Origin of the sequence: Streptomyces roseolilacinus (assembly GCF_014649335.1) — a bacterium.
Lineage (GTDB): Bacteria > Actinomycetota > Actinomycetes > Streptomycetales > Streptomycetaceae > Streptomyces > Streptomyces roseolilacinus.
Genome location: NZ_BMSV01000001.1, coordinates 286,434 through 300,919 on the forward strand (window position 1 = coordinate 286,434; position 14,486 = coordinate 300,919).

The window sequence follows — 14,486 nt, forward strand, 5'->3', positions numbered from 1 at the left end:
GGGGGCGGCGGCGGTCCGGTCGGCCGGTGGGGGGCGCCCTCCCCGGCGGTCCCCGCTCACTCCACGATGTGGCGGCCCTCGGGGCGGGCGCTGCAGGAGGCGCGGAAGGAGCAGGTGGCGCAGTGCTGCCCGGTGGTGGGCGTGAAGCGCTCGTCGAGGACGCGGCCGGCGGCGGTGGCGAGCAGCCCGGCGGTCCACTCCGGCGAGGGCGGCTCCTGGGACTGGACGCGCGGCAGGGCGTCGCCGCCCTCCTTCACGGGCGCCGGCTGGCGGAGGTGGACCAGCTCGGCGCCGCCGGGCTCGGGGCGCCGGCCGTCGAAGACCTCGTCGACGGCGCCCTCGCGGACGGCGATCTGGTAGACGGCGAGCTGGGCGTGGCGGGCGACCTCGTCCTTCGTGGGGGCCTGCTTGCCGGTCTTGAAGTCGACGACGTAGGCGCGGCCCTGCTCGTCCCGTTCGACCCGGTCCATGGATCCCCGGATCCGCACCTGGTACTCCCCCGCCTCCAGCGTCACGTCGAAGCCGTGCTCGGTGGCGGCGGTGGTCCGGCCGCCGCGGTCCATCACGTGCCAGCGCAGGAAGCGCTCCAGCGCCGCGCGCGCGTTCTCCTTCTCCTGGACCGACTTCCACGGCGCGTCGAATGCCAGCGCGTCCCACACCGAGTCGAGGCGTTCCATGAGGACCGCCAGGTCGGCGGGGGTGCGGCCGGAGGCGACCTCGTCGGCGAGGACGTGGACGACGTTGCCGAAGCCCTGGGCGACGGTCGCGGGGGCGTCCGCCTTCACCTCGCGGCCCAGGAACCACTGGAGGGCGCACGTGTTGACCAGCTGGTCCAGGGCGCTGCCGGAGAGCGCGACGGGCCGGTCGCGGTCGCGGAGCGGGGCGGGCGCCTGCGTGGGGTCGTACAGGCCCCACCAGCGGTAGGGGTGGGCGGCGGGGACGAGGGGCTGGCCCTCGTCGTCGGTGAGCGCGGCGAGCCGGGCCAGCCGGCGGGCGGCCGCGTCGCGCAGGGCGGGTGAGGCGTCCGGGTCGACGGTGGTGGCCCGCAGCTCCGCGACGAGCGCGGCCACGGCGAGGGGGCGGCGCGGGCGGGCGGTGACGTCCCTCGGTTCGACGCCGAGCTCGGCGAGGAAGCGGGAGGGCTGGTCGCCGTCCTCGGCGGGCGCCTTGACGGCGGTGACGACGAGCCGGTCGCGCGCGCGGGTGGCGGCGACGTAGAAGAGGCGGCGCTCCTCCGCGAGGAGGGCGCCGGGGGTGAGCGGTTCGGCGAGGCCGTCGCGGCCGATCCGGTCGGCCTCCAGGAGGGAGCCGCGCCGCCGCAGGTCGGGCCAGAGCCCCTCCTGCACGCCGGCGACGACGACGAGGCTCCATTCGAGGCCCTTGGAGCGGTGCGCCGTCATCAGGCGTACGGCGTCGGGGCGGGCCTGCCGCTTGGACAGGGTGTCGGCCGCGATGTCCTGCGCCTCGAGCTCGGCGAGGAAGTTCAGGGCGCCGCGCCCGCCGGTGCGCTCCTCGGCGCGGGCGGCGGTGTCGAACAGGGCGCACACGGCGTCGAGGTCCCGGTCGGCGTTGCGACCGGCGGGGCCGCCTCGCAGGGCGGCCCGGTGGAGGCGGTTCGGCCAGCCGGTGCCGTTCCACAGGTGCCACAGGGCCTCCTCGGCGGTCCCGCCGCGGACGAGGAGCTCGCGCGTCTCGCGGAGCAGCCGGCCCAGGTGCTGCGCGCCGCGCGCGTGGGCGGGGTCGTGGGCGACGAGCCGCTCGGGTTCGGCGAGGGCGCGGGCGAGCAGCACGTCGGAGGGCGGGGGGACCTTGTTGCCCGCCGCGCGCTCCTCGTCGCGCAGGGCGCGGCCGAGGCGGCGCAGGTCGGCGGCGTCCATGCCGCCGAGCGGCGAGGCGAGCAGGGTGAGCGCGGTCTCGGTGTCCAGCCAGGGGGCGGGGGCCTCCTCGGCGGGGGCCTCCTCGGCGGGGGCTTCCGTGTCGGGGGCTTCCGTATCGGGAGTCTCCTCGCCGGGAACGGGGGCGCCGGTGGAGGGGGCGGGGCCCTCCTGGGCGGGACCGGGCGCGCTGACGGCGGGGCCGTCCGGGACCGGCCCGTCGGCAGGGGGTTCGCCGGCGGCGTCGCCCGCGGGGGCTTCGGCGGGGGGAACGTCACCGGCAGGAGCGTCGCCCGCGGCCGCCCCCTCCCCGCCCTGCCGCCCCTCCGTGCCCGCCGTGGCCCGCAGGGCCGCCGTCGCCGTGGCGCGGAGGGCCGTCAGGAGCGGGGCCACCGCCGGTTCGTGGCGCAGCGCGACGTCCGCGCCGTCCGTCTCCAGCGGCACGCCCGCCGAGGTCAGGGCGCGGCGCAGCGACGGCAGGGACCGCGCTCCGGCGCGCACCAGGACGGCCATGTCGCTCCACGGCACCCCGTCCTCCAGGTGCGCGCGGCGCAGGATGTCCGCGATGTTGTCCAGTTCCGTGGACGCGGTCGGGAAGGTGTACGTCTCCACCCGCCCGCCCTCGCGCACCGGCGTCAGGTCGCGGTGGGCCCGCACCGTGTCGGCGGGCAGGCGCGGCAGCGGCATCCGCGCGGTGAGCAGCCGGGTCGCGGCCAGGACCGCCGAGGCGGAGCGGCGCGCCGTCCGGAGCACGGCGACCGGCGCGGGGGCGCCGTCCGCGCGCCGGAACGCGTGCGGGAAGCCGAGGATGCCGTTGACGTCCGCGCCCCGGAACGCGTAGATCGACTGGTCGGGGTCGCCGAACGCGTACAGGGTCCTCCCCCGCCCCGCGAGCGCCTGGAGCAGCCGCACCTGCGCCGGGTCGGTGTCCTGGTACTCGTCGACGAACACCGCGTCGTACGCGGGGAGCGCCACGCGCTCGGCGAGGAGCACCGCGCGGTGGACCAGCTCGGCGTAGTCGAGGACGCCCTGCATGTCGAGGACGTCCAGGTACTCGGCGAGGAACCCGGCCGCCGCCGACCAGTCGCGCCGCCCCGTGCGGGCGGCGAACTCGGCGAGGGCGCGCGGGCCGAGGCCCAGTTCGCGGGAGCGGGCCAGCACGGCGCGCACCTCGTCGGCGAAGCCGCGCGTGGTGAGGCAGGCGCGCAGTTCGTCGGGCCAGTGGACGCGGGCGAGGCCGTCGCGCTCCAGGTCCAGCTGGCCGGCGAGGAGTTCGCGCACGGCGACGTCCTGCTCGGGGCCGGACAGCAGGCGCAGCGGCTCGGCGAACAGGCCGGCGTCCTGGTGGGCGCGGACGAGGGCGTAGCAGTACGAGTGGAACGTCGTCGCCTGCGGGCCGCGCGCGCCGGGCAGCCGGGCGGCCATCCGGTCGCGCAGCTCGACGGCGGCCTTGCGGCTGAAGGTGAGGACGAGCATCCGCTCGGGGTCGGCGCCCCGCTCGATGCGCGCCGCCACCGCCTCGACCAGCGTCGTCGTCTTGCCGGTGCCGGGACCGGCGAGGACGAGGAGCGGTCCTTCCGCGTGGTCAACCACCGCCCGCTGCGCTGCGTCCAGGAGGGGAGGGGCCACCGGGTCCGGCGGGGTCCGCACCAGCCGGTACGCGCCGGAGGCCCCGGGTCGTACCGGGTCCTGGTGCGGCACGCGCCGGGTGGTGGAGGAGGAACTCACGTGGATCGCCGGTCCTGGGAGGTGTGCTGAGGGTGAGGGTGCGGTGGAGAAGGGGCGCGGCCCCGCCCCATGGCGGAAGCTGTCAATTGTGAGCCATCGCACGCCCGGTGTCGTCCGTGCCACCGCCGCCGGAGCCACCGGTCCCGTCCCAGCGGGCCCGCCTCATGTCGAGGCGCGGCGGGGTGGCGGCGGTGCCGTGCGCCGGCGCGGCCTCCCGCAGCGGGGTGGCCTCCTCGCGGTAGTGGCCGAGGGCGCGCCGCTCGTGCCCGGGCAGCAGCCGGCCGTCGGCGCGCACCACGCGCCACCACGGCACGGCGCCGCCGTACAGCGCCATGACCCTGCCGACCTGGCGGGGACCGCCCTCGCCGAGCCATTCGGCGACGTCCCCGTAGGTCAGCACCCGGCCGGGCGGGATGAGCTCGGCGACCTCCAGCACGCGCTCCGCGTACTCCGGAAGCCGGTCGGGGTGCTCCTCAGCAGTCATCCGCACCATCCTGCACCACGGGTACGACAAGACGGGCATCGCACCCTGATGCCCTCCTCCGCCTCCCGGGCGTGCCACCATCTTCCGGGCGGTGACTGGTGATACGAGACCAAGAAGAGACAGAGAAGGCGAAGGAACAGGACGTGCGGCCTCCCGACGCGGCGAGCGCTCCTGGCGCCGAGCCGCGCCCGAACACCGCCCCCCGGGACGGCGGGCCGGACCGCGACGCGGGCGCCGGGCCCACGCCGCCCGACGCCCCCGGTGAGCAGCACAGCGACCTCTCCGGCGACGAGCCGCTGCTCGCCGCGCGCGTGCACCGCCCCTCCGACCTGCTGCGCCTGCTCGTCGGCCTCCTCGCGATCGTCGTCGTCATCGGCATCGCGGCCTTCGCCAGCGGTACCACCTCGGGGCTCGAACAGGACATCAGCAAGGGCACCGGCCAGGCCCCGGACGTGTTCGTCAAGGTGGCCGGGCTCGTCTCCAGCATCGCCGTGCTGCTCGTGCCCGTCGCGTTCGCGATCGAAAGGCTCATCAAACGGGACGGACTGCGCATCGCGGACGGCGTCCTGGCCGCCGTGCTCGCGCACGGCGTCACCCTCGCGACGGACCTGTGGGTGGCGCGGGCGGCGCCCACGGCGATCCAGGAGGCGCTCACCCAGCCGCAGAGCGGCGGCGGGCTCACGGATCCGGTGCACGGCTACCTGGCGCCGGTCATCGCGTACATGTCGGCGGTCGGCATGGCCCGGCGGCCGCGCTGGCGGGTCGTGCTGTGGGTGGTGCTGCTGCTCGACGCGTTCACCATGCTGGTGGCGGGCTACACGACACCGCTGTCGATCATCCTGACGATCCTGATCGGCTGGACCGTCGCCTACGGCACCCTCTACGCGGTCGGCTCGCCGAACGTCCGCCCCACGGGCCAGACGCTCCTGGCGGGCCTGCGCCACGTCGGGTTCCGCCCGGTGTCCGCCATGCGCGCGGAGGGCCTGCCGGAGACCGCCGAGCAGGGCGACCGGGGCCGCCGCTACCTGGTCACCCTGGAGGAGGGCTCGCCCCTCGACGTCACGGTGGTCGACCGGGAGCAGCAGGCGCAGGGCTTCTTCTACCGGGTGTGGCGCCGCCTGACGCTGCGCGGCATCACCACGCGCCGCTCCATCCAGTCGCTGCGGCAGGCCCTGGAGCAGGAGGCGCTCCTCGCGTACGCGGCGATCGCCGCCGGGGCGAACGCGCCGAAACTGATCGCCACCTCCGAGCTCGGCCCGGACGCCGTGATGCTCGTGTACGAGCACCGGGGCGGCCGCTCCCTCGACTCGCTGGCCGACGAGGAGATCACCGACGAGGTGGTGTGCGGCTGCTGGGAGCAGGTCCGGGCGCTGCAGTCGCGGCGCATCGCGCACCGCAGGCTGACCGGCGACGCCCTGCTGGTGGATCGTTCCGGCAACGTGGTGATCACGGACCTGCGCGGCGGTGAGATCGCCGCGGGCGACCTGGTGCTGCGGATGGACATCGCGCAGCTGCTCACCACGCTCGGCCTGCGGGTCGGCGCGGAGCGGGTGGTCGCGGCGGCCGTGCAGGTCCTCGGCCCCGACAAGGTCGCGGGCTGCCTGCCGCTGCTCCAGCCGATCGCGCTGAGCCGGTCCAGCCGGGCGACGCTGCGCCGGCTGGCCCGCGAGCGCTCGCAGCGGGAGCGGGAGGCGGTGCTGGCGGCGTCGGAGGCCGCGAAGCAGGCCCGGCTGGAGGCGTCCAGCGAGGCCGGCGAGGCGGGCTCGAAGGCGGGGCGCAGGGTGGTCCGGGCGGAGAAGCAGGCCGAGAAGCGGGCCCTGGAGGACGCGCTGCACGAGGCGCGCGAGGAGGACCTGCTGGCGCAGATCCGCCGCCAGGTGCTGCGGATCAGGCCGCAGGCCCCGGTGGAGCCGGTGCGGCTGGAGCGGATCAGGCCGCGCACGCTGATCAGCCTCATCGCGGGCGCCATCGCCGCGTACTTCCTGCTGTCGCAGATCGCGAGCATCCCGCTGTCGACGATCAGCGAGGCGGACTGGGGCTGGGTCACGGTGGCCGTCGCGTGCTCGGCGCTCAGCTACGTGGCGGCGGCGATGAGCCTGCTCGGCTTCGTACCGGAGCGGGTGTCGTTCCTGCGGACCGTGGTGGCGCAGGTCGCCGGGTCCTTCGTCAAGATCGTCGCGCCCGCGGCGGTCGGCGGGGTGGCGCTCAACACGCGGTTCCTCCAGCGGTCCGGGGTGCGTCCCGGCCTGGCGGTGGCGAGCGTGGGCGCGTCGCAGCTGTTCGGGCTGGGCGCGCACATCCTGCTGCTGCTGGCATTCGGCTACCTGACCGGCACGGAGCGGTCGCAGGACGACTTCACCCCGTCCAGGACGGTCATCGCGGGGCTGCTGACGATCGCGGTGCTGCTGCTGGTGGTGACGGCGGTCCCGGCGCTGCGGAAGTTCGTGTCGACGCGGCTGCGGTCGCTGTTCGCGGGAGTGGTGCCGCGCATGCTGGACGTGCTCCAGCGGCCCGGCAAGCTGCTGACCGGCATCGGCGGCATGCTGCTGCTGACGGCGACGTTCGTGCTGTGCCTGGACGCCTCGATCCGGGCGTTCAACGGCGGCGAGCAGCCGCTGTCGTACGCGAGTCTCGCCGTGGTGTTCCTGGCGGGCAACGCGCTCGGTTCGGCGGCGCCCACACCGGGCGGCGTCGGCGCGGTCGAGGGCGCCCTGCTGGCCGGCCTGGTGCTGGCCGGGGTGCCGAAGGAGGTCGCGGCGCCGGCGGTGCTGCTCTACCGGCTGCTGACGCTGTGGCTGCCGGTGCTGCCGGGGTGGGTGTCGTTCAACCACCTGACGCGCAAGGGCGCCCTGTAGGGGACCGCGCCCGCGTGGTGGGTTCGCACGGAGGGGCCCGCGGATGCCAGGAGGATCGGCCGATCCTGCTTGCAGCTGCGGGCCCCTCGCGCCTACATTGCCGCACATGCGGTCCTACACCTCACAGCAGGCGGCGCGTCTCCTGGGCGTGAGCGCCGACACCGTACGCCGCTGGGCCGACGCCGGCCGGCTCCGCACGCGCCGGGACGAGGTGGGGCGGCGGCTGGTCGACGGCCCCGACCTGGCGGCGTTCGCCGTCGCGCTGGCCGCGCAGTCCGACGAGGGGGGCGAGGTGCCGTACACCAGCGCGCGCAACGCGTTCCCCGGCATCGTCACCGCCGTGAAGCTCGGTGACGTGGCCGCCCAGGTGGAGATCCAGGCCGGGCCCCACCGGCTCGTGTCGCTGCTGACCCGTGAGGCCGTGGAGGAGCTGGGCCTGGAGGTGGGCGTCGAGGCGGTGGCGCGGGTGAAGTCGACCAACGTCCACATCGACCGCGTCTGACCGCCCGCCCCCGCGCCCCGCACGCCCCCCTCGCACCCCGTACGTCCCCCCTCCCCCCTCACGTCCCGACACCCCGTACGTCCGACCGGCCGGAGGTCCCCGTGCGCCGTACCGTGCGCCACGCCGTCGCGTCCCTGCTGACCGCGGCCCTGCTGCTGCCGCTGACGGCCTGCGGGGGCCCCGGCGCCCCGGCGGACGGGCCGGGGCGGCTGACCGTGCTGGCCGCCGCGTCCCTCACCGACGTCCTCGAGGACGTCGGCGCCGCCTACGAGGAGGAGCATCCCGGCACCGACGTCGTGTTCTCCTTCGCCGGATCGCAGGAGCTGGCCTCCCAGGTGCGCCAGGGCGTGCCGGCCGACGTCCTCGTCACCGCCGACACCCCGACCATGGACCGCCTGGGCGAGGCGGTCGGCGAGCCCGTCGTCATCGCCCGCAACCGGCTCGCCATCGTCACCGCCGAGGGGAACCCGGAGCGGATCACCGGCCTGGAGGACCTGTCCCGGCCGGGGCTGAAGGTGGTGCTGGCCGCGCCCGAGGTGCCGGTCGGGCGCTACGGCCGGCAGATCCTCGACAGGGCCGGGGCGAAGGTGCGGCCCGTCTCCCAGGAGCCGAACGTCCGCGCCGTCCTCGCCAAGGTCCGGCTGGGCGAGGCGGACGCCGGACTGGTGTACGCCACCGACGCGGCCGCCGCCCGCGGCGAGGTGGACGCGGTCGCCGTACCGGACGCGCGGAACGCCGTGGTCTCCTACCCGGCCGCGGTCCTCACCTCCGCACACGACCCCGGGGCGGCGCGCCGCTTCGTGGCGTGGCTGGGGTCGCCGCGCGCGCGTGCGCTGCTGGCGGCGGCCGGGTTCGGGACGCCGTGATCCCCGCCCGGCGGGTCCCCGTCCCGCTCGCCGTGCCCGCGCTGGTCGCGGTGGTCTTCCTGCTGCTGCCGCTCGCCGGGGTGCTGGCGCACGCCCCGTGGGGCACGCTCGGGGACCGGCTGACCGCGCCCGCCGTGCGGGAGGCGCTCGGGCTGTCGCTGGTGGTGTCCGGGTGGGCGCTCGCCCTGTCGCTGCTGCTCGGCGTGCCGTTGGCGTGGGTGCTGGCCCGGGTCGACTTCCCCGGCAAGGCGCTGGTGCGGGTGCTGGTGATGCTGCCGATGGTGCTGCCGCCCACGGTGGCGGGTGTGGCCCTGCTCCAGGGGTTCGGGCGGCGCGGGATGCTGGGCGGGGTCCTCGCGGACCGGTTCGGGGTGTCGCTGCCGTTCTCGACGGCGGGCGCGGTGGTGGCGGCGGCGTTCGTGTCGATGCCGTTCCTGGTGATCAGTCTGGAGGGCGCGCTGGCGGGGCTGCACCCGCGCTACGAGGAGACGGCGGCGTCGCTGGGCGCCGCGCCGCTGCGGGCGTTCCGCACGGTGACCGTGCCGATGGTCGGGCCGGGCCTGGTGGCGGGGGCGGCGCTGTGCTGGGCGCGGGCGCTCGGCGAGTTCGGCGCGACGATCACCTTCGCGGGGAACCTGCCGGGTACGACGCAGACGCTGCCGCTCCAGGTGTACCTGCTGCTCCAGAACGACCCGGACGGCGCCGTCGCCGTCTCCCTGCTGCTCCTCGTCACGGCCGCGGCGGTCCTGGTCGCCCTGCGCGGGCGCTGGCTGGGGCACGCGGCGGTACGGGAGGCGCCGCGCCCGGCGGGCCCCGAGCGGGAGGAGCGGACCGGCGGGTACGTCCCGCCCGCCGACGCCCCGGCCGCGGGGCCCGCCGACGGGTACGCCGCGGGGGCGGCGTACCCGCTGGTGGCCGAGGTGGACGGGGCCACCGCCCTCCGCCTGGACGTGCCCGCCGGGACGACGGTCGCCGTCGTCGGGCCGAACGGGGCCGGCAAGAGCACGCTGCTGCGCGCCCTGCTGGGTCTCACCCCGCGGGCGACGGCCACGACCCTGCGGCTCGGCGGGCGGGAGCTGGCCGGGCTGCCGCCGCACCGGCGCGGCATCGCGTGGGTGCCGCAGGACGGCGCGCTGTTCCCGCACCTGTCGGCGCTGGCCAACACCGCGTACGGGCTGCGCGCCCAGGGCGTGCCGCGGGCCCGGGCGCGGGCACAGGCCCGGGAGCGGCTGGACCGGCTCGGGGTGGGCCACCTGGCGCACCGCAGGCCGGGCGAGCTGTCCGGCGGGCAGGCCCAGCGGGTGGCGCTCGCCCGGGCCCTGACCGCGCGGCCCCGGCTCCTGCTCCTCGACGAGCCGCTGGCCGCCCTGGACCAGACGACCCGCGCGCGGGTGCGGCACGCGCTGCGCCGGCACCTGGCCGGGTTCCCCGGCGTGTGCCTGATCGTCACGCACGACCCGGTGGAGGCCGTCTCGCTGGCCGATCGCGTCCTCGTCCTGGAGGAGGGGCGCCTGGTGCAGTACGCGGAGCCCGCCGAGGTGGCCCGGCACCCGCGCTCCCCGTGGGTGGCACGCATGCTGGGCCGCAACGCCTGGCCGGGCACGGTGCGCGGCGGCGGCCTGGACACGGCGGACGGTGCCCGGCTGGTCACGGCCGCCGACCCGGCGCCCGCCGACGGCACGGCCGCCCTCGCGGTGGCGGCGCCCGAGGCGGTGTCCCTGCACGCCGCCCGCCCCTCGGGCAGCCCCCGCAACGTGTGGCGGGGCACCGTGCGGGAGCTGGCCGCGCACGGCGCGCGGCTGCGGGTCCTGGTGTCGGGCGTGCCGGGCGCGCCGTCCGAGGTGGTCGCGGAGGTGACCCCGGCGGCAGCGGCGGAGCTGGGCCTCGCGGAGGGCTCCGGCGTGTGGGTGAGCGTGAAGGCGACCGAGATCACCGTCGTACCGCTGTAGGCGCGGCGCCCGCGCCCGCGCCGGCCACCCGCATGGGTGCGCGGCGCGGGCGCGGGCGCGGGGGCGCGCTGACGATGGACGCATGCCGATCACTCGCCCCGCCCGGCGGACGACCGCCCCGCGGAGGACCGCCCGCCGGTGTGCCGCCGCCCTCGCCGTCGTCGCCCTGCTCGCCGGCGTCGCGGGGTGCGGCGGCGACGGGGACCGGGACGGGGGCGGCGGGACCGGCCGGGACGCGATGAGGGACCTGGCCGCGCAGAAGCCGGCGTGGAAGCCGTGCACGCCCTCCTCCGGGGCGAAGGGCGGCGCGTCGCCGCCGAGCCCGCTCCCCGACGGCACCCGGTGGGAGTGCGCGTTCATGGACGTCCCGCTCGACTACGCCGACCCCGGCGGCGACACGGTCGAGCTGGCCCTGATCCGCGCCAGGGCCCGCGACCGGGCGAAGCGGATCGGCTCCCTGGTCTTCAACTTCGGCGGCCCGGGCGGCTCCGGGATCACCGCCCTGCCGTCCCTCGGAGGCGAGTACGAGGCCCTGCGCGGCCGCTACGACCTGGTGAGCTTCGACCCGCGCGGCGTGGGGCTGAGCGACGGCGTGGAGTGCCTGGACCGCCGTGAGCTGGACGCGTTCTTCGCGCAGGACGCCACGCCCGACACCGCCGCCGAGGAGAAGGCCCTCCACGGCGGGCTGGGGAAGTACGCGGCGGCGTGCGAGGAGAACTCGGGCAGGATGCTGCCGCACGTCGGCACGGAGAACGCGGCCCGCGACATGGACCTGCTGCGGCAGGTCCTCGGCGACGCCAAGCTGTACTACTTCGGCATCTCGTACGGCACGGAGCTCGGCGGGGTGTACGCGCACCTGTTCCCCCGCCGGGTGGGCCGGGCCGTCCTCGACGCGGTCGTCGACCCGGGCGGGACCGTCGAGCAGGGGGCGCTCGGCCAGGCCGCGGGGTTCCAGCTGGCGCTCGGGAACTTCGCCGCCGACTGCGTGCGGCGGGGCGACCGGTGCGCGCTGCCCGGCAGCACCCCGCAGGAGATCGAGCGGTTCGTCACCGACCTGCTGGCGCGGCTCGACAAGCGCCCCGTCCAGGGCATCGGCGACCGCGAGCTGACCCAGACGCACGCCCTCGGCGGCATCCTCCAGGCGCTGTACTCCAAGAAGTACTGGCAGTACCTGGAGCAGGGCCTCGACGAGGCGGACGGCGGCGACGGCGCGCTGCTGCTGGCGCTGTCCGACCTGATGAACGGCCGGGACGAGAACGGCGACTACAACAACCTGCGGGCGGCGAACGCGGCGATCAACTGCGTCGACGACCGGCGGCGGTTCACGGTGGAGCAGATCAGGGCGAAGCTCCCCGAGTTCCGCAGGGTCTCGCCCGTGTTCGGCGACGCCCTGGCCTGGGAGATGCTGGGGTGCGGCCAGTGGCCCGTCGCGGGCCGGTCGGACCACCCGGAGGTGAGCGCCCCCGGCGCGCCGCCGATCCTGGTGGTCGGGACGACGGGCGACCCGGCCACGCCCTTCGCCGGCGCCGCGGCCATGGCGTCGGCGCTGGGCAAGGGTGTCGGCGTCGAGGTGACGTACCGGGGCGAGGGACACGGCGCGTACAACGGCGGTGACGCCTGCGTGCGGCGCGTGGTGAACGCCTACCTCCTCGACGGCAGGGTCCCGGCGTCGGGGACCGTCTGCCCGTGAGGTTGTCCACAGGGGCACGGGGACCGGGGGCGGCGGCGCCTACCATGACGATTCAGCGGCGGGATGCCCGGTACGTCCGGGGGAGTTCTGGGGAGTGCATGTCCAAGCGTATGCGGGTACGGGCCGTGGCGGTGGCGATCACGGCGACCCTGGTGGCCGGGGCGGCCGCGGGGTGCCAGGACGGCGGCGCGGACGGCGCGGACGGCGGGCCGTCGGCGTCGTCCGCCCCGGGCCGGCCGGGGAGCACGGCGGGCATGCCGGGGCTGCCGGCCGCGCTGACCGGCCAGAAGCCGCGGTGGGAGCCGTGCGAGGCGCCCGAGGGCGGTGAGAAGCCGGGGTCGGCGTGGCGGTGCGCGACGGTGAAGGTGCCGCTGGACTACCGCAAGCCGGACGGCGAGACGCTGCCGGTGGCGCTGATCCGCAAGGAGGCCCGCGACAAGAAGGGCCGGATCGGCTCCCTGCTGTTCAACTTCGGCGGCCCCGGCGCGTCGGGCGTGGAGATGCTGCCGGGCTTCGCACCGGACTACGACGGGCTGAACACCCGCTACGACCTGGTCGGTTTCGACCCGCGCGGGGTGGGCGGCAGCTCGGCGGTCGTGTGCCGCTCGGACGAGGAGCAGGCGAACGCCGAGGCGCGGATCGACCTGACGCCGGACACACCGGCCGAGGAGGCCGCCTACCTGAAGGACGGCTCCGACTTCGGGGCCGGCTGCGCCCGCCGCTCCGGCGGACTGATCGCCCACGTCACCACCGCCAACACCGCCCGCGACATGGACGTGATCCGCCACGTCCTGGGCGACGCGAAGCTGAACTACTTCGGCATCTCGTACGGCACGCAGCTGGGCGCGGCGTACGCCCACCTGTTCCCGAAGCACACGGGCCGGACGGTGCTGGACGCGGTGGTCGACCCGACCGCCGACAGCAAGGGCCACGCCCGGCACCAGACGACGGGCTTCCAGCGGGCGCTGAACAACTACTTCGCGTCCACGGGCGAGGGCGCCGAGGCGGGCACGGCCCGGGTGACCCGGCTGCTGGCGCGACTCGACGAGCAACCGCTGGGGACGAGTGGCACCCGGAAGCTGACGGAGGGCCTGGCCCTCACCGGCATCGTGCTCCCGCTGTACTCGGAGAGCAGCTGGCCGCTGCTGACGGAGGCGCTGCGGGAGGCGGAGGACGGCCGGGGCGACGCGCTGCTGCGGCTCGCCGACATGTACAACGACCGCGACCCGAGCGGCCGTTACGGCACGGACAGCCACGCGCAGCGGGCGATCTCCTGCGCCGACACCGACCAGCGGCCCACGGCCGCCGAGGCGAAGGCGCTGCTGCCCGAGTTCCGGCGCATCTCCCCCGTGTTCGGGGGCTTCCTCGCGTGGGACACGGCGGGCTGGTGCGCGAACTGGCCGGTGAAGGGCGAGTCGGCGACCCAGGACGTGTCCGCGCCGGGCGCGGGGCCGATCCTGGTCGTGGGCACGACGGGCGACCCGGCGACACCGTACGAGGGCGCGCGGAGGATGGCGGACGGCCTGGGCAAGGGCGTCGGCGTGCTGATCACCAACAAGGGCGAGGGGCACGGCGCGTACGGCTCCTCGCAGTGCGTGACGCGGACGGTCGACGACTACCTGCTGCGGGACGAGGTCCCGGCGGACGGCACGACCTGCTCCTAGCCGCCCGGAACCGGACGGGGGCCGGCCGGCGGTCCGGCCCCCCCGATCCGGCCACCGGTCCGGCCTGCGCCCCTGCCCGCGGAGGCCGGCCACCGGCGGCGAGGGTGCCCCGCGACCGCGTCCAGGCCCCCGCCAGGCGGCGAACCCCCAGGTGACCGGTACGGCGCCCCGGCCCCTCCCCGCCCGTGGGCCCCACCGTCCGGCCCTGTGGCGAATCCGACGTGGACGACCGCAGCGAACAAGCCGCCCACGGGCGCATACTGGGGGCAATGACAAAGCCTGCTGCCCCCAAACGTCACCTGCCCACCAGCCCCTTCAAGGCCCGGGCCACGCCTGCCCCCCGGCACTTCGCCGTGGGCGACCAGGTGACGCACGACATGTACGGCCTCGGCCGGGTGATCGGCGTCGAGGCCGGAATCGCGGCACTCGTGGACTTCGGCTCGACGCAGAAGCGGATCCTGAGCCCGTACGCCAAGATGGCCAAGCTGTAGGACCTCTGTGCCCGGTCACGGCACACCGGGTCCCTGCGGGGACCCGGAGCGAAAAGGGAGACCTCTCATCGATTCGACCCCGCTGTTCTCCGCTCTGGAAGGGGCGCCCCGCTCCTCCGCCGCGGCGCTGCCGCCTCCGACGACCAACCCCTTCCAGGCCCCGGACTTCGGGGAGGACGACGACGCCGTGTTCGAGGACGCGCAAGAGCCCGTCCCCGGCACGAGCGCGGCGTGACCCGCGACCGCCGACTTCCCCCGGTCACGGGGGACCCGGCGGACCGCCGGGCCTCCGTCCCCGTTCTCTCCGCAGCCGCTGACCGGCGGGCTTCCGGCATCCACGGCTGACGTCGACATCGCGGCCGGGGCGCGCACCAGCGTCCCTG

At 76.4% G+C, this 14,486-nt stretch carries 9 protein-coding genes; 7 read left to right on the plus strand and 2 right to left on the minus strand.

The genetic code is table 11. From position 1 onward, the window contains the following. Positions 1-56: 56 nt before the first annotated feature. Entirely contained in the window at positions 57-3,602 is a 3,546-nt protein-coding gene (locus tag IE106_RS01260; RefSeq protein ID WP_189529343.1) for an ATP-dependent helicase, read from the minus strand. A gap of 82 nt (positions 3,603-3,684) precedes the next feature. Beyond that, complete coding sequence (locus tag IE106_RS01265) at positions 3,685-4,086, minus strand: MGMT family protein (protein ID WP_229839916.1); 402 nt, start codon at positions 4,084-4,086, stop codon at positions 3,685-3,687. Positions 4,087-4,229: 143 nt separating this feature from the next. Here IE106_RS01265 and IE106_RS01270 point away from each other — a divergent pair, with 143 nt between their 5' ends. The 7 genes from IE106_RS01270 to IE106_RS01300 all read left to right on the plus strand — a co-directional run bounded on the left by IE106_RS01270 (position 4,230) and on the right by IE106_RS01300 (position 14,103). Further along, positions 4,230-6,941, plus strand: coding sequence for a lysylphosphatidylglycerol synthase domain-containing protein (locus tag IE106_RS01270; protein ID WP_189529345.1), 2,712 nt, complete (start codon positions 4,230-4,232; stop codon positions 6,939-6,941). A gap of 106 nt (positions 6,942-7,047) precedes the next feature. Continuing rightward, the gene (locus IE106_RS01275; protein ID WP_189529346.1) at positions 7,048-7,443 is read left to right on the plus strand and encodes a TOBE domain-containing protein; all 396 of its coding nucleotides are present in this window, start codon (positions 7,048-7,050) and stop codon (positions 7,441-7,443) included. 101 nt (positions 7,444-7,544) lie between these two features. After that, on the plus strand, positions 7,545-8,309 hold the full coding sequence (gene modA / locus IE106_RS01280; protein WP_189529347.1) for a molybdate ABC transporter substrate-binding protein: 765 nt from the start codon (positions 7,545-7,547) through the stop codon (positions 8,307-8,309). Continuing rightward, the gene (locus IE106_RS01285) at positions 8,306-10,258 is read left to right on the plus strand and encodes an ABC transporter permease (RefSeq protein WP_189529348.1); all 1,953 of its coding nucleotides are present in this window, start codon (positions 8,306-8,308) and stop codon (positions 10,256-10,258) included. The genes modA and IE106_RS01285 overlap by 4 nt, the downstream gene beginning before the upstream one ends. 82 nt (positions 10,259-10,340) lie before the next feature. After that, on the plus strand, positions 10,341-11,948 hold the full coding sequence (locus tag IE106_RS01290; protein ID WP_189529349.1) for an alpha/beta hydrolase: 1,608 nt from the start codon (positions 10,341-10,343) through the stop codon (positions 11,946-11,948). A 98-nt stretch (positions 11,949-12,046) separates the two neighbouring features. Then, positions 12,047-13,612 (plus strand): alpha/beta hydrolase, encoded by a 1,566-nt coding sequence (locus IE106_RS01295; protein ID WP_189529350.1) that lies wholly within the window; start codon positions 12,047-12,049, stop codon positions 13,610-13,612. Positions 13,613-13,881: 269 nt separating this feature from the next. After that, on the plus strand, positions 13,882-14,103 hold the full coding sequence (locus IE106_RS01300; RefSeq protein WP_189529351.1) for a hypothetical protein: 222 nt from the start codon (positions 13,882-13,884) through the stop codon (positions 14,101-14,103). Positions 14,104-14,486 lie beyond the last annotated feature (383 nt).

Excerpts from the sequence above, each read along its gene's own strand:
- IE106_RS01300 (WP_189529351.1), top strand. The coding sequence starts at position 13,882 with ATGACAAAGCCTGCTGCCCCCAAACGTCACCTGCCCACCAGCCCCTTC.
- IE106_RS01290 (WP_189529349.1), top strand. The coding sequence starts at position 10,341 with ATGCCGATCACTCGCCCCGCCCGGCGGACGACCGCCCCGCGGAGGACC.
- IE106_RS01265 (WP_229839916.1), bottom strand. The coding sequence starts at position 4,086 with ATGACTGCTGAGGAGCACCCCGACCGGCTTCCGGAGTACGCGGAGCGC.
- IE106_RS01295 (WP_189529350.1), top strand. The coding sequence starts at position 12,047 with ATGTCCAAGCGTATGCGGGTACGGGCCGTGGCGGTGGCGATCACGGCG.
- IE106_RS01275 (WP_189529346.1), top strand. The coding sequence starts at position 7,048 with ATGCGGTCCTACACCTCACAGCAGGCGGCGCGTCTCCTGGGCGTGAGC.